At 53.6% G+C, this 21,993-nt stretch carries 16 protein-coding genes and 1 pseudogene; 5 read left to right on the top strand and 12 right to left on the bottom strand.

All coding sequences use genetic code 11. The annotated features are described in order from the left end of the window. From C173_RS35580 to C173_RS31560, 3 genes and pseudogenes are all read left to right on the top strand, one after another. Positions 1-1,230: pseudogene (locus C173_RS35580) on the top strand (hypothetical protein); the annotation flags it as partial. A gap of 533 nt (positions 1,231-1,763) precedes the next feature. Continuing rightward, positions 1,764-2,189 carry a VOC family protein gene (locus tag C173_RS31565; RefSeq protein WP_036733036.1) on the top strand — a complete coding sequence of 142 codons (426 nt, stop codon included), beginning with the start codon at positions 1,764-1,766 and terminating at the stop codon, positions 2,187-2,189. 214 nt (positions 2,190-2,403) lie between these two features. Next, positions 2,404-2,808 (top strand): CBS domain-containing protein, encoded by a 405-nt coding sequence (locus tag C173_RS31560; protein ID WP_036733033.1) that lies wholly within the window; start codon positions 2,404-2,406, stop codon positions 2,806-2,808. Between the two features lie 103 nt (positions 2,809-2,911). Here C173_RS31560 and C173_RS31555 read toward each other — a convergent pair whose 3' ends face one another. From C173_RS31555 to C173_RS31500, 12 genes are all read right to left on the bottom strand, one after another. Further along, a complete protein-coding gene (locus tag C173_RS31555; protein WP_036733063.1) occupies positions 2,912-3,181 on the bottom strand; it encodes an STAS domain-containing protein in 270 nt (89 codons plus the stop codon). Positions 3,182-3,191: 10 nt separating this feature from the next. Further along, positions 3,192-5,177, bottom strand: coding sequence for a methyl-accepting chemotaxis protein (locus C173_RS31550; protein ID WP_200869612.1), 1,986 nt, complete (start codon positions 5,175-5,177; stop codon positions 3,192-3,194). Positions 5,178-5,222: 45 nt separating this feature from the next. After that, positions 5,223-5,615 (bottom strand): ATP-binding protein, encoded by a 393-nt coding sequence (locus C173_RS31545; protein WP_036733027.1) that lies wholly within the window; start codon positions 5,613-5,615, stop codon positions 5,223-5,225. A 110-nt stretch (positions 5,616-5,725) separates the two neighbouring features. Then, complete coding sequence (locus C173_RS31540; RefSeq protein WP_051478730.1) at positions 5,726-7,156, bottom strand: PAS domain S-box protein; 1,431 nt, start codon at positions 7,154-7,156, stop codon at positions 5,726-5,728. A gap of 178 nt (positions 7,157-7,334) precedes the next feature. After that, positions 7,335-8,081, bottom strand: a complete 747-nt coding sequence (map, locus tag C173_RS31535) for a type I methionyl aminopeptidase (protein ID WP_036733023.1) — start codon at positions 8,079-8,081, stop codon at positions 7,335-7,337. 205 nt (positions 8,082-8,286) lie between these two features. After that, positions 8,287-10,002, bottom strand: a complete 1,716-nt coding sequence (gene cysI / locus C173_RS31530; protein ID WP_036733020.1) for an assimilatory sulfite reductase (NADPH) hemoprotein subunit — start codon at positions 10,000-10,002, stop codon at positions 8,287-8,289. A 33-nt stretch (positions 10,003-10,035) separates the two neighbouring features. Beyond that, positions 10,036-11,889 (bottom strand): assimilatory sulfite reductase (NADPH) flavoprotein subunit, encoded by a 1,854-nt coding sequence (locus C173_RS31525; RefSeq protein ID WP_036733058.1) that lies wholly within the window; start codon positions 11,887-11,889, stop codon positions 10,036-10,038. A 250-nt stretch (positions 11,890-12,139) separates the two neighbouring features. After that, positions 12,140-12,604, bottom strand: a complete 465-nt coding sequence (gene lspA, locus C173_RS31520; RefSeq protein ID WP_036733017.1) for a signal peptidase II — start codon at positions 12,602-12,604, stop codon at positions 12,140-12,142. Between the two features lie 301 nt (positions 12,605-12,905). Beyond that, a complete protein-coding gene (locus tag C173_RS31515; RefSeq protein ID WP_036733015.1) occupies positions 12,906-13,880 on the bottom strand; it encodes an aldo/keto reductase in 975 nt (324 codons plus the stop codon). 659 nt (positions 13,881-14,539) lie between these two features. Beyond that, positions 14,540-17,827, bottom strand: a complete 3,288-nt coding sequence (locus C173_RS33255) for an ATP-binding protein (RefSeq protein WP_051478727.1) — start codon at positions 17,825-17,827, stop codon at positions 14,540-14,542. Beyond that, a complete protein-coding gene (locus C173_RS31505; protein WP_036733012.1) occupies positions 17,814-18,188 on the bottom strand; it encodes a response regulator in 375 nt (124 codons plus the stop codon). The genes C173_RS33255 and C173_RS31505 overlap by 14 nt, the downstream gene beginning before the upstream one ends. A 46-nt stretch (positions 18,189-18,234) precedes the next feature. After that, on the bottom strand, positions 18,235-19,869 hold the full coding sequence (locus C173_RS31500; protein WP_036733010.1) for a GGDEF domain-containing response regulator: 1,635 nt from the start codon (positions 19,867-19,869) through the stop codon (positions 18,235-18,237). Between the two features lie 233 nt (positions 19,870-20,102). Between C173_RS31500 and C173_RS31495 the strand changes: the two genes are divergently transcribed. Then, a complete protein-coding gene (locus C173_RS31495) occupies positions 20,103-20,372 on the top strand; it encodes an ACT domain-containing protein (RefSeq protein WP_036700808.1) in 270 nt (89 codons plus the stop codon). Between the two features lie 23 nt (positions 20,373-20,395). Next, a complete protein-coding gene (locus C173_RS31490; RefSeq protein WP_036733006.1) occupies positions 20,396-21,754 on the top strand; it encodes a PFL family protein in 1,359 nt (452 codons plus the stop codon). Positions 21,755-21,993: the final 239 nt, after the last annotated feature.

The following is a 21,993-nucleotide window of genomic DNA, read 5'->3' as shown; positions in this document are numbered from 1 at the left end:
TGGGGAGTCCCCGCCGATCCGGCTGGCCCAGTGAATGGTCCTCCGGGAGTCGCACACCCGTCGGTATGGACGATTTATGTATCACGTGTCGGAGATTATGTACAACAGCTATATTTCTCCGATTCGGCTTTATACTATCGCAGCAGTCAGAATGGCGGGGTGACTTATCCCCAAGGGTGGCTCCAGGTTGGAGTGCAAGGTGCAACCGGGGTGACTGGGCCTGGTGTAACCGGAGCAACCGGCGTTACTGGCATGACCGGAGCGACGGGTGCCACGGGCATAACGGGCGCAACCTTGGACACAGGTGCCACGGGGATCACCGGCGCCACAGGCGTGACCGGTGCTACCGGAGTGACGGGTGCCACAGGAATCACTGGCGCTACCGGCGTCACTGGCGCTACCGGCGTAACCGGCGCTACCGGACTTACCGGTGACGTGACTGGCATGACGGGCTTGACGGGCTTGACGGGTGCCACAGGTCTAACGGGTGCTACCGGGGGTACCGGTGAGGTCACGGGCATGACAGGCGCGACCGGGCTTACCGGTGAGGCGACAGGCATGACGGGCTTAACAGGTGTGACGGGTGCCACGGGTGTAACGGGCGCGACCGGGCTTACCGGTGAGGTCACGGGCATGACGGGCTTAACCGGGGTAACTGGTGCGACAGGGGTTACCGGCGCGACAGGTTTAACCGGTGAGGTCACGGGTATGACGGGCTTAACCGGGCTTACCGGCGTGACGGGTGTAACCGGCGAGACAGGCGTAACCGGCGAGACGGGCCCAACCGGGCCAGTGGCCAACAATGCCAGTTTTCACCCTTCGGGTCCAGTAACAGCAACGCCTACGAATATTACATTTGTACAAAATTTTATTTTTGGCTCAGGTATCTCCCTTGTGAACGGCGGTCAAGGTATTCAATTACAACCCAATAGCTTCTACTTCGTTTCTTTTAATTTGAGAATTCGAATAACAAATGGGAGTATCCCCGTCGTTGCTTCGCAAATATTGGTTTTCCTCGACGGCGTTCAACAAAATATAAGCACTGGCACGCAGAGAAATGCAGCTGGTGCTGGTTTAGCCGCCTTCACCCAGGAATCCAGCGGTTTAATCCAGACTGGCGCCGGCCCTAATCCAACGTTAACCTTGACGGCTTCTATCACTCTTGCTTCGGGCACTGCCGAGTTTAATCCCCCTACTTGGTCAAATTTGAGCATTTATCAGGTCCTGTAATTCAAAGGTAATAAGGCAAGAGCTATAAAAGCCGATGTCCTTAGGTAACTCTCCTTTTCAAAAGCGGCTTAGGATATGTCGTTTCTTCCCCTGGAAGGACGACGTATCCTTTTTTGCATGGCCCGGCCAATCCTGCCAGACTAAGAGATGCCCTATTTCTCTCACCGGATGATTACGAGCGTTCTGAAGCATTCCAGCTTGACCTTTCTCTGAATGAACTGATACAGCACAGTAAATATCTCTTTGAATGGCTTAGCCGGAAGGGCCGGGAGTACCGGTTCCAACCTATTTTGGAGTTCGACGGACTGAACAGTTATGTCTACCAGCATGATTTTATGGAACAGCTCCGCACAAGATCTGGACCGTTGTTATGCTTGGGTAGATCATATCCTAAACAGAGTCCACAAGAATCCTCCGGCTTCTCCAGGGCGATGATGGCACAGCCTGCCCCGAATATTTGTGAATGCACAGGCACATGATACAATGGGACCGTATCGTCCTTGCCTTAATTTAACACAAGAGGAGCGACAGCTGTGGCAATCAATGTGTACCTGAATTTCAATGGCAATACCCGAAAGGCTGTAGAATATTACGCTGAGGTATTCGGAACCGAAACTCCGCATATCATGACCTTCGGCGAGGCTCGGCCAGATCCGTCCCATCCTGTACCGGAAGAAGCCAAACACCTCGTCATGCACGCCAATCTGATGATTGCCGGCAGCCCGGTCATGTTCTCTGACGTATTCCCCGGCATGCCGTTCACGGAAGGGAATAATATCAGCCTAACGGTGACGGATACCGATGAAGAGAGGATTCGTCTCTGGTTCAATAAACTCAAAGAAGGCGGCACTGTACACATGGAGCTGCAGGAGACCTTCTGGAGCAAGGCCTACGGGAACCTGATGGACAAATTCGGCATCCAATGGCAGCTCAGCCACGACAACGGCCAGAAAGGCTAACTCCCTTAGGTAGTTTCCTATTCACAAAAGGGCTTAGGATATGACGCTTCTTCCCTTGGAAGGACGGCATATCCTTTTTTCTGTGGCCTCATATCTGCAGCGTAACCGCAACATCTCAAAGTTGTAACCTGATTTTTAATGCGCTTACATCCTGTTCTATGTTTTAATTGTAATAACGTTATGTATTTCATCCTACTGTAAAGGAGACTAACCTATGGAAATATCCTCATTTTTGCTGCCCAAGGATCAGGTTGCGTACATCACCTCCTCGATCTCCATGCGGGAAGCGCTGGAACAGCTGGAGAATCATTATTATTCGGCCATTCCGATTATTGACGATGCCGGTAAATATGTTGGGACCTTGTCGGAGGGCGATCTGCTATGGAAGCTGAAGAACACCGACGGTCTAAGCTTCGCGAATATGAACGAGGTGACCGTCGGCACCATTCAGCGTCATGTGCATAACGAGAGCGTCGAGATCCACGCGCAGATGGAGGATATGCTGACCCTGGCAGCAGACCAGAACTTCGTTCCGGTAGTGGACGACAGCGGAATCTTCCTCGGCATCATCCGCCGTAAGGATATCATCGAGTATTACACACGCAATATTACCGATTAGCAGCATGCGCCACATTGCAGGATCAAGTGATTCAACCGGAAGCAACGGCAAAGGCAGGACCGTCCTGCGAAGGGCGGCCCTGCCTTTGTTCAAGTTAACAGGTCTATATGATTTCAAACACATTGGTCAGGCGGGTCAGCTCAAAAATCTTCCGCACATTGTCATTGAGCCCCGTCAGCCTGATGGTGCCTCCAGCCTCTACACATTTCTTGTAGGAGCTGACAATCACTCCAAGACCGGTACTGTCAATGAAACGGCAGGTCCCGAAATCAAGCAGGAAGCTTGAATGTCCCCCAAGAATATAACCCCGTACTGTCTCCCTGAACTGACCGGCTTCCTCAACCGAGAACAGCTCCGGCATCTCAATGATCATCTCGCTCAAGCTACTCACCCCTGATTTTAAATTTCTCTACAAGAATCTCCAGCTCATTAGCCATGGCACTGATCTCCTGAGAGGAGGCCGCAAAATTATTGACCGTTGCTGCCTGCTCTTCTGTAGCGCTGGATACATTCTCTGTGTTTGCTGCCGCGAGTTCCGAGATCGTGCCCATGGAATCAATCAGCTTGATGATCTGGTCTGAGGTAGCTACTTCATCTCTGGTAATATCCAGAATCTCCTGCACATTGTCCGTGATCATCTCAACAGATTGTATGATATGGACGAAGGCTCGGTCCGTCTCATTCACAATGCTTACGCCGCTCTCTACTGCACCGGCCGCGCCTCTCATCGAATCTACGGCCTCGGTGATCCGCGAGATCATCTCGTTGACCAGATCCGTAATCTCACCGGCATTGGTGTGGGTCTCATCCGACAGCTTCCGGACTTCACCGGCCACCACACTGAAGCCCCGCCCGTTCTCTCCTGCTCTCGCGGCTTCAATTGCCGCATTCAGAGCCAGCAGATTCGTCTGCTCGGCAATCTTGTTGATGGTACCGGTAATTGCGGATACCTGCTCCGACAACCCGCTGACCGTATACAATAATGCTTCGGTCTCTTTGGTGCTGCTGTGAATGGTGTTCATTGCTTCTACGGTATGAATGACTCTGGCTCTGCCTTCCTGTGCCGCCTGATGGGTAGTCTCCGCATTGCCGGAGGTAGCCGACGCCTTGCTCTGCGCCAGCTGCACAAGACTGGAGAGCTGAACGAGCACCTGGGAAGCATTGATGACCGACTGGTTGTTGTTCTCTGCGCCGGATGCAATCTCCTGGGTACTGGAGCTGATCTCCTGAATAGAGGCGCTGATCTCCTCTGAAGATGCCGCCATCTCCTCGGACATGGAGGTGAGGGACAGGGAACCCGCTCTCACTTTCTCAATAATTGCCTCCTGCTTGTCAATCATGGTGTTGAACGATTCACTCAGCAATTGGAGCTCATCCCCGGTTTGAATGGACGTATGAACGGTCAGGTCGCCGTCACCTGCCAGACCCATCGCCCGCTCCAGCTTCCGGATCGGATTCACAATATTCCGGGTGGTGAAGAAATACGCTGCCACCATAGCAACGGCAATACAGACCAGGATGAGGATCAGCGTAGTGTTACGGATTTCGGCTGCCGGAGCCATGTAATCCCGCACATTTGCCGTTGTGGCTACAACCCAATGGCCTGCGGGCTGAAAAGAAACATATTTATGTACGCCTTCATAGGTGTAGAAGCCATGCGCGGTGTCTCCCGCCTTCATCCGCTGGACCAGCGCATTCAATTCAGCATTGCTGCCGCTGTCCAGCTTCTCCTTCAGCACCTTGTCCTGCTCCGGATGCGAGACGATGAGGCCGGTACGGTCAAGCATATATCCGTATCCATGCTCTCCAATCTTCACCCCGGTAACCGGCGCAGCGATGTTCTCAAATAAGGCCGTTCCGATCAGCACGCCGGTAATCTGATCCTTCACCCGCAGCGGTCTGGCGATCGCTACGATGTACTGATTCGTCTCCCGTGACAGGATAACCTCACTGACTGCGTCCTTGCCCTGCAGCGCTTCCTGGAAGTAGGGACGGTCCTTCACATCAGCCCCCGGCTCCCCGGAGCTGCTGGTCATCAGCACCCTGCCGTTTGTATCTGCGATAATCAACGATTCCAATAGCTTGGTGTTGTCTTTCTGCACACCGGAAATATACTGAAGCGCTGTGCTTTTGAGGGAGGCTACAGACGGATTCCCGGCAAAATCGGCCAATACGCTGTTCATGCTGGCGATCCCCAGATTCGTGCCAACCGCTTCAAGCTCAGCATCCACCGCCTTCGCAGAAGAAGCCGTGGTCCCTCTTAATTCCTCTTCAATCGTCTTCTGCAGGGCACCGGATGCCAGCTGATAGGATACATAGCCGGATATGCCCAGCGGGATGCTGATAATCAGAAACAACAGGATGCTCATTTTAACTTTTAAACTTAATTTCACAGAACTCTCCCCTTCTTGACTCTATAAGGAACAGATACTCTTGCTGATGTACATCGTATGATGTATCATCTCAGCACTGTCCGAGAAGCAGCGGATCAGATACAAGCCCCGGCCCCCTTCTTCCAGCAATTCATCACACCCGACAGCCTCCGGGAACACAACCTTGCCGTCCCCAGCACCCGAATCCTCAATCTGCAGCTTAAGCAGCTGATCCATAAGCAGATATCGGATGGTAATCGGCTTGCTGCAATCGCTGAGGTTCCCGTGATAATAGGCATTGGTCACCGCTTCGATCAGAATCAGGCGGATATCAAAAGCATAAGCTTCGAGGTCAAGCTCCCTAATAATTCCGTCAATGATCATCTGATGATGCTCCAGACCGTGAAGCATCACTTCCTTATGAATAGCTTCCATGGCCCACTCCTTAACAATTCTGAAATCGCCGCACTACTGATGTTCCCGCTGACACTCTGCACTCTCTGCCTTCTCTTCCCTGGTCTTACAGCAGCAGCGCTCCCCGGCCGTCACTTGATATTCAGGCTGAGCCAGGTGCAGTCGTCCTGCAGAGCAGCCCCGGCAAACTTCTCCAGAAGATTACTCTGCTCCCGCCCGAGTTCTTCTGTGCTGAACAGCAGCTCCATTCCGTCACTATAGAAGCAAAAGCGGTCACCGGACTCAAACGGGAGGATCTTCTCCTCAAACTCACTGCTCTCAAACATGCCGAGCGGTGCCCCCTTAACGGTGACTCTCTCCATGCCCCTGCCCCGGGGGACATAGAGAAATTCATTAATCCCGGCTCCGGCAGCCTTCAGCCGTCCTGTCTTGAAGTCGAGCAGGAAGCAGCAGCCGGCGACATAATCCTCACCCAGATGCTGCAGCGCTTTAAAATTCAGATCGTTCAACACCTGCACGGGGTCCTGTGTACAGGACAGGCTGTCCATGAACAGTACCCGCAGGGCCGAGATATTCAGCGCGGCCGTAATCCCCTTCCCCGTCACGTCGCCGATGAAGCCGATGACCTGCTCTTCATTGACTTTATGGAAGATGAAGAAATCGCCGCTTAAGGTTCTGGCCGGAATGTAGAGCTTCTCCAGAACCGCCTTGCTGGAGAGCGGAAAGGATACCGCATGCCGGTGCTCCTGAAGCCGGACCGCCCGCTCCATCTCCCTCTTACTCTCGGTGATATCCCTGAACACCAGCTGCAGCGCCTTGGTCTCCTCATAAATAACCGGCACGCCCGAAATTTCAAGGTCAAAGATGCGGTTGTCCTGCTGCCTGATCAGCCGCTGCTCAATACGGAAGCGTTCCTTCAGGAGGCCTGTTGTCTTCAGCTTGTTATGCTCCGCACTCTGGAAGTACACTTCCTCGAAGAAATCCTCGATCCTTCGGCCGATCAGCTCCTGCTTCGGATTGCCGAACATCCTCTCCGTCTGCTTGTTGGCGAACAGGATCGTGCCCCCGCTGTAGACCAGGATGGGCTCGGGGCAGAGCTCCACCAGATCCCTGTACCGCTCCTCGCTTTCTCTGAGCCGCTGCTCCGAGCGGACCCGTTCGCTGATATCATGAATTACGGTGTACACGCAATTCTTGCCCAGCATCGTCATCATGCCGGTATGAACCTCCACATCGATGGGCTCCCCGCCGGCCAGGATATGGCGGTCAATGAACACACGGTTCTTCCCGTCCATCTCTTCAGGCAGCGCCTTATCCACAAACTCCTGAACCCCCGAAGTCCGGTCAGCGGCCAGATCACAGATCCGGAGCTGCCTGAATTGCCGGATGCTGTAGCCGTAGAACTCACAGGCTGCCCGGTTCGCATCAGTAATTCCGCCGCTCTCCGGGTCCACCAGCAACGTAATGAGATGATTGTTCTCATAGATGCAGCCATAATGCTCCATACACTGCGCCGGACTCGGGGAGCGATGCAGATTCTTACACGGTTTATCGGTTGCCATTACACAAGCCTCTATTCTATTCAGCATTAAAGTCTACCCATTATATGCAATAAAAAAGAGTCAAGCCGTGAATTCCGACACAGTTAGACAGAAAAACCCGGTCTGCGGCATGAAAACATGACCACAGTCCGGGTTAATCCTTACAAATTGCATGAAGTTATCAGGCTGAAGCTTAGCCTTACAGCTCTGTCAGAATAATCGTCCCCTGCGGAGTTACCGCCAGTGTATGCTCATACTGGGCTGACAGGCCTCCGTCAATAGTGCGTGCAGTCCATCCGTCTGCATCCACCTTGGTCCGGTAGCTGCCCGTGTTGAGCATGGGCTCAATGGTGAACACCATGCCTTCCTTAATGCGCGGGCCTTTGCCGGCCGGGCCGTAATGAGGCACTTCAGGCGCTTCGTGCATCTCCGAGCCAATCCCGTGACCGATAAAGTCCCGGACGACGGAATATCCGTTAGATTCGGCATAGACCTGGATAGCATGCGCTACGTCGCCTATGCGGTTGCCGGCTACAGCCTGCTCGATACCTTTGAATAGAGATTCCTTGGTCGTCGCCAGCAGCTTCTCCGCCTGCTCGCTAATTGTACCCACTCCGTAGGACCAAGCCGAATCCGCCAGCCAGCCATTCAGGTTGACTACCATGTCAATCGTTACAATATCTCCATCCTTCAGCTCCTCATGCTTCGGGAAGCCATGACAGATGACATCATTCACAGATGCACAGGTGGCATACGGGTAACCGTGATAGCCTTTTTGCTCCGGGGTTGCTCCTTGGGAGAGGATGAACTTCTCGGCAAACTGGTCGATCTCCCAGGTCGTAATTCCCGGCTTGATCAACCCGGCAATCTGCCGGTGGCATTCCGCCAGGATTTTGCCGGCTGCCCGCATCTTCTCAATCTCTTCCATCGATTTCATAATGATCATTCAATTCGCCTCTTCTGTACAGAATCCATTACTCACTATATATAATGGCTCTTGGTTATAATGGTGTATTGCTACTCTATATTATGAAAGAAAACCGCTGAAAATCCAAATAAACAAACAAAATAAACCTGTCTCCCGCAAAAACACCAGAAAACAGGCTCATGATTAGTAGCTATAGCATATGCAGACCGCCAGGCATCAGCCGTTAGTCGTGGAAATTGAGCCCCGAAGTAACCGCCTTGACATATCCGCTGCGGATCACATAATCGCCGAAGTGCTCACCGGCAAGGCGCTCTCTGGCATAACCATGAATAATCGGCCCGAGGGTGTCCAGTATCTCCCGCTCGTCAATGTTCTCCTTGTACAGCTTGTTCAGCCGGTCTCCGGTAAAGCCAGCACCCAGGTACATATTATACCTGCCCGGACCTTTGCCGATAAAAGCAATCTCGCCGAGCGCCGGTCTGGCACAGCCGTTAGGGCAGCCGGTCATACGGATGATAATCTCTTCATTGCGCAGCCCGGCTTCATCTATGATAACCTCCAGCTTATCGAGCAGATGCGGCAAATAACGCTCCGCCTCCGCCATAGCCAGCCCGCAGGTCGGCAAGGCTACACAGGACAACGCACTTCTGCGCAGTGCAGAATGATGGGCACCGTCCGTCAGACCGTATTGCTTGGCAAGCTCCGTAATCTTGCGCTTCTTCGCCTGGGTCACACCGCCGATAATCAAATTCTGGTTCGGGGTCAGCCGGAAGTCTCCGCTGTGAATCTTGGCGATCTCGCGCAAGCCGGTCATCAGCGGGTAGCCCTCCTGATCCTGAATTCGTCCGCTCTGGATATAGAGCGTCAGGTTCCATTTGCCGTCCATCCCCTTCACCCAGCCGTACCGGTCGCCATTATGATCGAAGTGATAGTCGCGCGCCGGCTCCAGCGTCCAGCCCAGCCGTTCGTGCAGCTCTCCCTTGAACCACTCCAGCCCGTGCCGGTCGATCGTGTACTTGAAGCGGGCGTTCTTGCGAACCGAACGATTGCCGTAATCCCGCTGGATCGTAACCGTTTTCTCCGCCAGATCAATCATCTGCTCCGGACGGCAGAAGCCGATGATCCGGCCCAATTGGGGATACGTATTCGTATCGCCGTGCGTCATTCCCATGCCGCCGCCAACTGATACATTGAAGCCGGCCAGCTTGCCGTCCTCCAGAATGGCGATGAAGCCCAGATCCTGGGAGAATACATCTACATCATTGGATGGAGGCACCGCCAGGCCAATTTTGAATTTGCGGGGCAGGTAGACCGGACCATAGATCGGCTCAACCACCTTGCTGTCCACGACTTTTTCCCCGTCCAGCCAGATCTCATGATACGCGCGGGTACGCGGGGCAAGATGATCGCTGATTTTGTTGGCCCACTCTTGAACCTCGGCATGAACCTCCGACTGATACGGGTTCGGACCACTCATCACATTACGATTCACGTCACCGCAGGCCGCAAGTGTGGTCATCAGGGTGTCGTTGATCGTTCGGATCGTCTTCTTGAGATTCCACTTGAGCACCCCATGCATCTGAAAAGCCTGCCGCGTCGTCAGGCGCAGTGTCCCATTGCCGTACTTATGGGCCAGCTCATCCATGACAAGCCACTGTGCCGCAGACGCCACACCGCCGGGCGCTACTATCCGCAGCATGAACTGGAAAGCCGGTTCCAGCTTGGAGCGTTCCCGCTCACTGCGCAGATCGCGGTCATCCTGCATGTAGCTGCCGTGGAATTTCAGCAGCCGGTTGTCATCCTCCGGCAGCCCTCCTGTAATCGGATTGCTGAGGGTCTCGACAAGCGCCCCGCGCAGATAATTGCTCTCCAGCTTGATATGTTCAACATCACTCGGTGGTCCGCCAATCGGCTTCACCGCTGGTTCATTGTTTGCCATTGCTGATTCTCTCCTCTTTCGCTTGAATCCCGCTTAATAGACATCCCGCTGGTAACGCTGCTCCTGCTGAAGGGTCTCCAGATAGGCGGCAGCCGCTTCCGGGCTTAGTCCGCCCTCTTCCTGGATCACTGTAATCAGTGCTGAATGCACATCATGGGCCATATGCTTCTCATCCCCGCACACGTATACATGCGCTCCTTCCTGCAGCCAGCGGTACAGTTCCTTACTCTGCTCCAGAATACGGTGCTGTACGTACACCTTCTCCTCTGTGTCGCGGGAGAAGGCCACATCCAGCCTGCTGAGGACACCGTCCTTCAGCATCCGCTGCCAGTCCGTCTGGTAGAGGAAGTCTGTAACGAAATGACGGTCTCCATAGAACAGCCAGCTTGGACCCTCAGCCCCCTGCTCTTCACGCTCCTCCAGAAAGGAACGGAACGGGGCAACGCCCGTACCCGGACCGATCATAATTACCGGTACACTGGAATCAGCAGGCAGCTTGAAGTTCGGATTGTTCTGGATATATACCGGCAAGGTGGCACCCGGCTGTACACGCTCAGCACAGTGTACCGAACAGACGCCGTAACGCTCACGCCCATGTGACTCATAACGCACAGCCCGCACCGTGAAGTGTACTTCATCCGGGTTAGCATTATAGCTGCTGGCAATGGAATACAAACGGGCCGGAAGCTTGCGCAGGATGGTCACGAAGAGACTGGCCGGAGCATTCCAGGGTCCATAGTCTTGAATAAGATCCAGCAGATCCCGGCCCTGGATATACTCCTTCAGCTCCTGCTGCCGCCCGGGGGTCAGCAGTTCCTTAAGGGCAGGTGCGGAGGTAAGCCCGGCAGCCTGTTCTAGGAGGGGCTTTGTCAGCACCGTAATTTCGTAATGCCGCAGCAGCGCCTCCTGTAGCGTGCCTTCTTCCCCCTTCTTGTTCAGCGGAACTCGTTCATTCGCATCCCAGCCCATAGCGGCAATGATATCTTCTACCAGCTGCGGGTGATTCTCGGGATAGACGCCAAGAGAATCCCCCGGCTCAAAGGTAATATTCGATCCGGCTAGCGACAGCTCCAGATGGCGGGTCTCGCGGTCTGAGCCGCGGCCGTTCAGATTAAGATTCTCCAGTACTTCGGCATGGAAAGGATGATTTCGTGAATAGGCGGATTCCAGCGACTCTGCGCTCTCAGCAGCCTGAACCGCTGCATCCGCAATTCCTGCAGCATTCTGCGCGCCGTTAAGAGCGCTGATGACCTGGCCGAACCACTCGGCCACCGGCTCATCATAATCGAGGTCGCAATCTACACGCGGGCTTAACCGCTGTGCGCCCAGCTCTTCCAGCTTCTGATCGAAGTCTTTGCCGGTCTGGCAGAAGAATTCATAGGAGGTATCGCCCAGCGCGAGTACCGAGAAGCGCAAGCCTGGAAGCTGCGGCGCTCTTTTGCTGTAGAGGAATTCATGGAAGGCACGGGCATTATCCGGCGGTTCCCCTTCGCCATGGGTGCTGACCAGCAGCAGCAGGTTCTCTGTCTTCTTCAGTCCATTCGGCTTGAAGCTGTTCATCGCGGACACCGTGACCTTGAAGCCCTGCTCCTCCAGCTTGCGGGAGAGGCTCACGGCGAGCCGCTGGCAGTTGCCGGTCTGGGAGCCGAACAATACGGTCACTTCACGTGATGCTTGCTGCGAAGCGGCAATTGCCGACTCTGCTACTACTGCTGGAGCAGCGGGGGATTCTGCCTGGACGCTTGATCCCTGGTTACCCTGCAGCGACAGGGCAGATAAGTACCCGCTTAACCATATCTGCTGTGAAGGTGTCAGCGTGGGCAGAAGCTGATTCAGCAGCTCTGCCTGGTTCTCATTAAAAGGACTGTTTGTAACTTGTAGTTGCAACAATATCGACCTCTCCTTAGCGTGCAATCTTCTTTCCTCTTAATATCATGAACTCAGGCTAACACAATACCGGCAAACGATCAACGAATCATATAACAGGCATCATGTTCTTTAAAAGGTAAATACTTGCATAAAATGCACAAAACCCGGCTAAATCATAGTAAAATGCTCTGATTTAGCCGGGTTCATTACTAATTATGATAAGTTGCATTAGATAAAATGATAGACCGGAGATGTCTTTGCCTGCCATTTATAATAGTCTGCGGGTTGCTCTGTGCCGGAAATGGTCCACAAGCAGGTAGATTAGAATGAGAAGGCCTCCGGCATTGATCGCCAGATCGGCCAGATTCATAATCCCGCCATGATTCCCGAAGACCAGGAAATCTGTAACCTGGTGATAAAGTGCCCGGTCAATGGCATTGCCGACAGCCCCGCCAACCAGGAAGCCGCTGGCTGCTTCGAGCAGGGGGCCGCGGATTTTACCCTGACGCCGGTAATAGAAGATTGCTGCTACAAAAATCACGGCAACAATAGCAAAATACTTCCCGAATCCCTGAAAGGAGCTGAAGGCCGCACCGCTGTTCTCATAGTATACAAACCGCAAATGCGGCGTCCAGGAAGGAAGCATCTCCCCAAGCTCCATATGGGTACGCACTATCCACTTGGTCGCCTGATCTAGCATCAGGACGAAGACAGCTATCAGATAAAAAAGCATCGGCAGTTCCCCTATCTTCTCTAGTTGTTCAACTCATGATCAGGGTCATAGTAATAGTCAAGGCCGTGGTCAAGGTCACTGTTTGTCACAGAATCAGTCTACCATATTCATCTGGATACTTACAAAAATATAGCCGGACCATCCCGTCAGGGACAGTCCGGCTGTTATTCTTCAGGTCATTACGTATCGTATATGCGCTACGGGATGGACAAGGTCCAAGGCTCTGCTTACCACAAACGAATGGACGATAGATATACGATGAACACACGCGGGTGTACCTTACCCTAGCACAGGCCTGACCTTACCAGGCGTAGGCTTCCGGTGCCGGTTTGCCCGGTCCCGGGAAGATCTCGTCCAGCTTCTTCAGTGTGGCCTCATCCAGCGTAATCTCGGTCACCCGCAGGGAGTCCTCGAACTGCTGGATCGTACGCGGCCCGATAATCGGTGCGGTCACAGCCGGATTCGCCAGTACCCAGGCTAGAGCGACCTGATCCTCATGCTCGCCCAGCTCCTTGCAGAGCGCGGAGAACTGCTCCAGCTGGCTGCGGTGCTGCTCCAGCTTGGCTGAACGGGCACTGCGCACCCCGGTCTTCGCGAGTGCATTGCGTCCCAGCAGGCCTCCGGCCAGCGGACTCCACGGAATGACACCCAGGCCCAGCTCCTGTGAGGCAGGCAGCACTTCCAGCTCCGGCGTCCGCTCCAGCAGGTTATAGAGATGCTGCTCGGAGACAAGGCCGAGGAAATGGCGCTCCTTGGCCTTCGCCTGGGCAGCAGCAATATGCCAGCCCGCGAAGTTGCTGGAACCGATATAGTCGGCTTTGCCCTGGGACACCAGGATCTCGAATGCGCCCCACAGCTCGTCCCACGATACGTTCCGGTCGATATGATGCATCTGATATAGTTCAATATGATCGGTCTGCAGGCGCCGCAGCGAGCCTTCAAAATGCCGTCTGATCTTGTAGGCAGACAAGCCTGAGCCGGAATTGGGACCGTCCTGCTCGTCGAACATGTCATTGTAGACCTTGGTGGCCAGCACTACCTTCTCACGCCGTCCGCCGCCCTGCTGAAACCAGCGGCCGATAATTTCCTCCGTCCAGCCCCGCCGGTCCTGGCCGCCGTACACATTTGCCGTATCGAAGAAATTAATGCCCGCATCGAGGGCCGCATCCATAATTCTGAAGGCTTCCTTCTCCTCCGTCTCCGGCCCGAAATTCATCGTCCCCAGACACAACTGGCTGACCTTTAACCCCGATTTACCCAAATAACTGTACTTCATCGCAATTCCTCCCTTTCACTCCTGCTAGATTGGCTGCTTCATATTCACTATAACCCTTAGAGTCCACTCTAAAGCAAGTTTTGCTGGGATACTTAAGACTAGAACTCAAAGCTTGGTCGTCGCTGCGGTGAACATTTGGCCCTCCGGCCGCTGCCCAGTTTGGAGCACAATGTCTGCTGTTTTCCACATACAATGTGGCCGGTTTTTCGATTACATTCGGCCCACACATCTCCGCCAAGCCCAATGTAGTCGGTTTTTCGATTACATTCGGCCCACACGCTTCCGCCAAGCCCAATGTAGTCGGTTTTTCGATTACATTCGGCCCACACGCTTCCGTCACGCCCAATGTGGTCGGTTTTTCGATTACATTTGCACCACACACCTCCGCCAAGCGGTATGTAGTCGGTTTTTCGATTACATTCGGCCCACACGCTTCCGTCACGCCCAATGTAGTCGGTTTTTAGCATACATTTGGCCCCGTCCCCTCATTCGCCCTTTCGCTCCCCATCGTCCCCTTCCCCCACCCGGGAGAATCCCCAAATATACAAAAAAAACAAGCCCCAGAAAGAGACTTGTTCCGCACTAACTATAATCCATCATATTATTGCATTACCCATGTACCTACTAAGCAGATACTCAGCACTTACTCGATACTCACTCTAACCCTCACCAAGCGCCGCTCCATGCCCGGCTTCACCGTTATCCGGGAACAGCACCTCGCCTGTCTTCAGTTGAATGTCCACAATCTCCTGCAGCGTACCCGACAGCTCGCCGGGCGGATAGGGCTTGGTCAAATATTTCTGCACATTGTCCATCATGCTCTTATCGTCCTTGTCCAGCGCCGAGGAGATGACAATCGGCACCTTCTCGGTCCGGGGATCGTTCTTGAGCATGCGGATCAGATCCCAGCCGTCCAGCTCATCGCCCAGCATCAGATCGACAACGATCGCTACGAAGGGCGTTTTGACAGCCTGGTCAAAAGCTTTTTGCGGATGATAATGATGGGTGACCCGGAAGCCCTTACCCTTCAGCTCCTCTGAGAGCAGCAATGACAGGCTGTAATCATCCTCCACAATCATCACATCCGGCTTCTGCTCCTTGCCAGCGCTCCATCTTAACGAATGTTCCTCCTCCGGGTGGCCGGTCTCTGCCTGCATCACCGGAAGACGGAACCATACCGTCGAGCCTTCGCCCTCCACGGATTCAATCCCGATCGTTCCCTTCTGCTTCTCAATAATCTCCTTGCAGATGGCCAGCCCGAGACCTGTACCGCCAATTCGCTTGGAGGCACTGTTGTCCACTCGTCGGAATTTCTGGAACAACTGCCCGATCTGATTCTTCGGAATCCCGAGTCCGTGGTCCTGAATCCGTACCATAATCGATCCCGGTTCGTTATGAAGCATGACCTTAATTTCACCTGCGCCCGGCGAGAACTTGATCGCATTGCTCAGCAGATTGGTCAGCACCTGGATGATCTTATCCTTGTCTACCTCAACCTCGGGATTCAGCGCCTCGTCCTCCAGCAGAATATGGTGGGTACCGCTCAGCTTGTACTGATCGATGACACTCAGGACCGTCTCGCTAAGGTTAACCTTCTCCACATTATACAGCTGTGTGCCGGACTCCATCCGCTGCAGGTCCAGGAAGTCGTTAATCAGCTCCGTCAGACGCTTGGCTTCCTTATGAATCGTCTCCAGATATTTCAGCTGCTTCTCCGGCTTCATGGTTTTGGACAGGAGCAGCTCCGTGAAGCCCAGTACACTCGACAGCGGCGTCCGCAGCTCATGGCTGACGGTGCTGACCAGCTCTGACTTCATCAGATCCAGCTCATACTCGCGGGTAATGTCACGGTGGACGAACAGCGTCCCCACACGGACCTCCCGGCGGAAGACCGGTATGGCATAGGCATCCACATGCTTCATGTCTTCCTTGCCGATAGAATACTTCATCGCACTGGAGTCAGTGGTATGCTCGGACATCGCCTTCTGGTAAAAGCGACCCAGCTCTTCCGATTCATTCACCCGGAGGGTGAAATGCTCCATCCAGCGCTCCTTGGGAATCAGCATGCCTTCTGTCCAGTCCTCATAGCTGAACAGTTGGCTGAGCGCCTTGTTGATGTGCTGAATGACGCCGTCCGTGCCAACGAACTGGATGCCCTCATTGACATTGTTCACAATATCCTGATTCAGCTTGCGGCCATTCTCAATCTCCTCGTACATGAACAGGCGTTCAATGGCCAGGGCAACCCGGTTCATCATCCCCTGGATTTCGTCGGTCTCTTCCTCCGTGAACGGATGCCCGATGCGGGTTCCGCAGAAGACTGCCAGAATCTCATCCTCCGCATTCACCACAGTCGTATAGTAGTCGTAACAATATACCTCATTGGCGGAGATTCCCTGCTCTCTGACCGAGCCCACCCGCTTCACCATGTACGACTTTTCCACGCTCAGGCGGTACAGAATCTCCTTGCTGCCCTCACCGATGTACCGCTCCACATTCTCCGGCGGAACCCCTTTGACCACCGCTATCTTATCCTTGACCAGCAGAAAAAGACTGGAGTCGAACGAGTACAGACGGTTCATGAATTGGTTGAACTTGTCGGCAAATTCCTGCTTGTCCAGCGTATAGGTGATCTCATGATTCAGCTGATTGTTAAGCTCCAGCATCATGGATGTCTGCTCCGTGCTTTTCAGCGTCTCCGCCAGCTCCTGCTGCACATTCTTCATCGAGGTGACGTTATTAGCAATCAGGATATACTGGTAGATCTGGCCTTCATCGTTCAGATAAGGCATGATTGTCAGCTGCAGCCAGAGCGGCGAACCTTCCTTGGCCTTCAGCTCCGTCTCTCCGCTCCACACTCCGCCGGTCGATAGCTTGCGGATCATCTGCTCCACCTGTGATTCCGAAATATTATGCAGCTCAAACAACCGGTAGGTGTATCCGATAACCTCGGAGCTCTTGTACCCTGTGTAGACGCTCAGATTATCGTTCGCGTAAGTGAACACGCCTTTGTTCGACAGAATGCCGACGGCAGAGGTCTGATTCAGCGCCTTCATCATGCTCTCGATTTCACTGAGTGACCGCTCCAGTCTGTACTGCTGATCCTGCAGCTCGTCCTGCTGGGCGTGCAGCTCTTCATTCTGCATCATGAGCTCTTCCTCTTTATCCTGGATGCTATGAGCCATATTCAGAAAAGCCTCATAGAGCCGCCCGATCTCATCCTGCTTATGCAGCTTACCGAGCAGAACCGCATCACCGGCCGCCAGCGAATTCGTTGCTTCCTCCAGCTTCACAATCGGATCGATGATAATTTTGAGCATCTGCCAGATCAGCAGTGTGAAGAACAGCAGCAGCAAAGTGCTAAGCAGAAAAGCAACAAAAGTGAACGTATCCGCCTGCCTGATGGAGCGGGAGTTCAGCTCATTCAGCAGCGCATCCGAATTGGCTTTGAATTGCTTCGTGTAGCTCAGGAATTCGTTCACAGCCCGGGTACTGCCGCTTTGGGACAGGTTCCGGATTCCCTCGTAATCATTATTCTTCACTAAGAGCATCACTTCAGGCAGGGTCTGGCTCTTGTACTGTTCATAGAACACCTTGAGGTCATCTCTGTACCGGACTTCTTCAGCCGACAGCTTCAGGGAGGAATACTGCTCCAAAATGCCATCAAGCCCCTTAAGCGCAGCGTTCAGCAGCACAAGCTCGTTCTCACTCTGAGTAGCCACATAACCTCTCGCCCGGAAAAAGACCTCGCTTAGCGTCACCGCCAGCTCGTTGATCGTCGCCGTCTTATGTTGCAGCACTTCACGTTTCTGATCCAGCTGTTCCTGCTGGGCATTGATATAGAAGACAAGCCCGATTCCTCCGGCCATAATGGCAACGAACAGCAGCAGAAGAATCCGGTAATATTTCGTTTTGATGCTCCGGCCTTTAAGCTTAAGGTTTCTCACTCAGAATATCCTCCACGAGCTGCAGCAGCTCCATCGGGCTGAACGGCTTGGGCATGAAATAACGGGCTCCCGCCTCCCTGGCCCGGTTACGGTCCATCTCCTGTGCCTTGGCGGTCAGCATCATAATCGGCGTCCGGCTCTTCAGCTCCCCGTCCAGCTCGCACAGCACTTCAATGCCGGTCATGACGGGCATCATGTAATCCAGAATCACCAGGTCGTAAGGTTCTGCCGCCAGCCTGGCGAGCGCCTCGCCCCCATTCTCGGCAGTATGGGTCTCCACATTCTCGAGATCCTCCAGCGTATCCTCAATCAGCATGCGCAGAACCTCTTCATCATCTACAATCAGTACCTTTTGTACCATAGCTCACTCTCACCTTTCAGTCATCCCTGCTTGGGATGCATTGCATTTAGAACAGAAACCGGTGGGCCAGACGCTCAATCCGGGTCAGCAGCTCCGGCAGATGGAACGGCTTAATGACATAATCATCCGCCCCCATCTGCAGCGCATGGACAATATCCCGCTGGTTATTGCGGCCGGTCAGCATGATCACGAGAATGTTCACCTCAGGATAGCCGCTGCGGATCTTCTCCAGCACCTCAAGCCCGTCAAGCCCCGGCATGACGCCGTCCAGCAGAATCACATACTTCTCTTCAGGAGCATACCAGTCCGATTTCAATAAAAGCGCGCCGTCCGCGTAACTCGTAACCTTCACTCTGGCGTTAGTCCCGGGCTGCCAGGCAGCGAAGTGGGTCGTTACCATTCTGCGGATCAGCGGATCATCATCCACAATAATGACATTAAGCAGCGTCTCGCGCTGGCCCAGCAGCAGATCCTTGCTGTACAGGGTACTCTGGTTCCTGCCGTTATGCTTGCTGGCATAGAGCGCCAGATCCGCTTCCTCTACTAATGTATCGGCATCCTGCACCTCTCCGTTAACCTCGGTCACTCCGCAGGAGAAGGTAACATGGAAGCTCTCACGTTTGGCCTGGAATTCCCGGGCCGCGAAGACCTCCTGAATCCGCTCCATCACAAGCAGCGCCTGCTCAGCAGGAGTATTGGGCATGAACAGGGCAAATTCCTCGCCACCATAGCGGCAGAAGGTATCCTCCGTGCGGATGGACTGCTTCACCAGCTCCGAGAAGCTCTGCAGCACCTCGTCCCCCATCAGATGCCCGTAAGTATCATTAACCTGCTTGAACAGATCGAGATCCAGCAGAGCGAGGGAGAAGGTCCGGCCTGTCCGTCTGAAATCGGCGATCAGCTGCTTCATCGTCTGGTTGAAGTACTTGCGGTTGAACGCCCCGGTCAGCTCGTCGACAATGATCGATTCCTGCCACTCCTTTTTCAGTTCAAAGCGGTTCTTGATCAGCACCAGGAACAAATCGATGTCCACCGGCTTCTGTATGTAATCCATAACCCCCAGCGAATAGGCATACTTCTGAACCTCAATAGAATGCTCGCCGCTGATGATAATGATCGGGATCCGCTCTTTCTTGGCTTTGCCGATAATCTGCTTCAGCACATCGATCCCGCTGCGGTCCGGCAGCAGAATATCAAGGAGGATCAAATCCGGCTTCGTTTCATAAAAAAGCTTCAGTCCGCGTCCGGCCGACAGCGCAATGCTGACATAATAGGACTGGCGCTCCAGCGATTCCCGCAAAAAAGCGACCAGCTCCACATCATCGTCCACGATCAGAATCTCGTACTGCTGGTGGACATTGCCGTGGGACAATGCAATCCCGGGAGTCAACGGGGGCACCGCGCCTTTCGATTCCGGTTCGTCAAAGAGCTCCAGCACCGGATAGATATAATCGCCCCATTCTGCTTCCGTCCAGCTTCTATGGTTATCATCCGAGAAATAGAGCAGCGCATTACCCGAGAAAGCCTCTACGGTATCGAGACCCACAGTGCCCGAGGTGCCCTTCAAATTATGCAGGAAACGGTAAATATCCTTCTCCTCGACTGCTGACTGTTCCGACCATTTCTGCAGAGTTTCTCTCGTGCGCTCTTCAACCAGCTCTTTATATTTTCTCGTTGTCATAATAGCTCCTTATATCCAGCTTATCGTTCAAAACTCAAATAAATCATATTTCACATCAAGTGTCAACATTATTATACCCTCAGGAAAATGCAGGCTCAAATCTCTGATCAGCCCGACACAAAAGCTTTGGTTGATAACCTATCCTTGATTTGACATAATAATTAAAATCGTTCATTCCGTTAATGCGGCAATGAGCGAAGATTTCAGACCATGGATAACGGGAGGCTTTTCAATTGAAGGGGATTATTACGGTACTCGGAAAAGACAAGGTAGGCATTATCGCCAAAGTGTGTACATACCTCGCAGAGCACAATCTGAACATTCTGGACATCTCCCAGACGATTGTGCAGGATTATTTCAACATGATGATGATCGTGGACATCTCTGCCCCCAGCAAGTCCTTCGAGGAGATTGTGGAGGAGCTTCAGCAGGTAGGGGAAGACATCGGTGTGGAAATCAAGCTGCAGCATGAGGATATCTTCAATATTATGCACCGGATTTAACCGGCGAGGGAGGAGCAAGGCTAGTGATCTCGATAGTAGAAGTTCAGGAGACGAATAAAATGATCCGGGAAATGAACCTGGATGTCCGCACCATTACGATGGGCATCAGCCTGATGGACTGCGCCCATACCGATATGAAGGTGTTCAACCAGAAGGTGTATGACAAAATTACCCGCTCTGCCGAGAAGCTCGTGAAGACCGGCGAGGATCTGGAGCGCCAATTCGGGGTGCCGATTGTCAACAAACGGATCTCCGTAACGCCGATTTCGATTGCTGCGGGAGCTGTACATACCGATACCTACGTGCCTGTCGCCCAGATTCTGGACAAGGCTGCCAAGGAGGTAGGCGTCAACTTCATCGGCGGGTATTCCGCGCTGGTGCAGAAGGGCTGTACGAAGGGCGACCGGATTCTGATTGACAGTATTCCGGAAGCGCTGGCGGTGACCGAGCGAGTCTGCTCCTCCGTCAACGTCGGCTCCTCGCGCAGCGGCATCAACATGGACGCCGTGAAGCTGATGGGCGACATCATTCTCCAAACGGCGGAGCGTACCAAGGACCGCGACTCCATCGGCTGTGCCAAGCTGGTTGTATTCTGTAATGCGGTCGAGGATAACCCGTTCATGGCCGGTGCCTTCCACGGGGTCGGCGAGCGGGAGTGTGTGATTAACGTTGGCGTGAGCGGTCCGGGTGTGATCAAGCGGGCGCTGGAAGAGGTCAAGGGACAGGACTTCGAAACCCTGTGCGAGACGATCAAGCGTACAGCCTTCAAGGTTACCCGTGTCGGACAGCTGGTCGCGCAGGAAGCCTCCAAGCGGCTGAATGTACCCTTCGGCATCATCGACCTGTCGCTGGCCCCTACGCCCGAGATAGGCGATTCTATCGCAGAGATCTTCCAGGTCATGGGCCTGGAGGAAGCCGGGGCTCCCGGCACCACAGCAGCACTCGCCATTCTTAACGACAATGTCAAAAAAGGCGGAGTCATGGCCTCCTCCTATGTCGGCGGCTTAAGCGGTGCCTTCATCCCGGTCAGCGAAGACCACGGCATGATCCAGGCCGTCCAGCGGGGTGCGCTGACGCTGGAGAAGCTCGAAGCCATGACTTGTGTCTGCTCAGTAGGCCTGGACATGATTGCCATTCCCGGCAGCACCAGCAAAGAGACCCTCGCAGGCATCATTGCCGATGAAGCCGCCATCGGGATGGTCAACAACAAGACCACAGCGGTCCGCGTCATTCCGGTCATCGGCAAGGACGTCGGTGAAATGGTCGAATTCGGCGGCTTGCTGGGATACGCTCCTGTCATGGCTGTCAACCCGTTCAATTGTGCGGGCTTCGTCAACCGTGGCGGACGGATTCCCGCGCCGATTCACAGCTTCAAGAACTAAGTGAGCATGCAGGCTTAATTGCATTCTGTACATCTAAACCTCCTGATTTTCAATCCATTCTGCGTTTAGTTGTATATCGTACATGTATAAGGCCGTTTTTTCTTACTACTCACACTTTTAGGCAGAGTTAGTTGTACAGACTACACTTAAACGTGACTTGTGTGAAGTTTCGCTGTTTTAAGTGTACGTTCTACAACTATCCCTAAATTTCACTTGGAGCAAAAGACTTCATCGAGGAA

The organism is Paenibacillus sp. FSL R7-277 (assembly GCF_000517965.1).
Taxonomy (GTDB): domain Bacteria; phylum Bacillota; class Bacilli; order Paenibacillales; family Paenibacillaceae; genus Paenibacillus_AQ; species Paenibacillus_AQ silagei.
The sequence above is the reverse complement of the archived record's forward strand: the minus strand, read 5'-3'. Positions and strand labels throughout refer to the sequence as shown.

Excerpts from the sequence above, each read along its gene's own strand:
- C173_RS31560 (WP_036733033.1), top strand. The coding sequence starts at position 2,404 with ATGGAAATATCCTCATTTTTGCTGCCCAAGGATCAGGTTGCGTACATC.
- C173_RS31555 (WP_036733063.1), bottom strand. The coding sequence starts at position 3,181 with ATGATCATTGAGATGCCGGAGCTGTTCTCGGTTGAGGAAGCCGGTCAG.
- C173_RS31550 (WP_200869612.1), bottom strand. The coding sequence starts at position 5,177 with ATGAGCATCCTGTTGTTTCTGATTATCAGCATCCCGCTGGGCATATCC.
- C173_RS31545 (WP_036733027.1), bottom strand. The coding sequence starts at position 5,615 with ATGGAAGCTATTCATAAGGAAGTGATGCTTCACGGTCTGGAGCATCAT.
- C173_RS31540 (WP_051478730.1), bottom strand. The coding sequence starts at position 7,156 with ATGGCAACCGATAAACCGTGTAAGAATCTGCATCGCTCCCCGAGTCCG.
- map (WP_036733023.1), bottom strand. The coding sequence starts at position 8,081 with ATGATCATTATGAAATCGATGGAAGAGATTGAGAAGATGCGGGCAGCC.
- cysI (WP_036733020.1), bottom strand. The coding sequence starts at position 10,002 with ATGGCAAACAATGAACCAGCGGTGAAGCCGATTGGCGGACCACCGAGT.
- lspA (WP_036733017.1), bottom strand. The coding sequence starts at position 12,604 with ATGCTTTTTTATCTGATAGCTGTCTTCGTCCTGATGCTAGATCAGGCG.
- C173_RS31515 (WP_036733015.1), bottom strand. The coding sequence starts at position 13,880 with ATGAAGTACAGTTATTTGGGTAAATCGGGGTTAAAGGTCAGCCAGTTG.
- C173_RS31505 (WP_036733012.1), bottom strand. The coding sequence starts at position 18,188 with ATGGTACAAAAGGTACTGATTGTAGATGATGAAGAGGTTCTGCGCATG.
- C173_RS31500 (WP_036733010.1), bottom strand. The coding sequence starts at position 19,869 with ATGACAACGAGAAAATATAAAGAGCTGGTTGAAGAGCGCACGAGAGAA.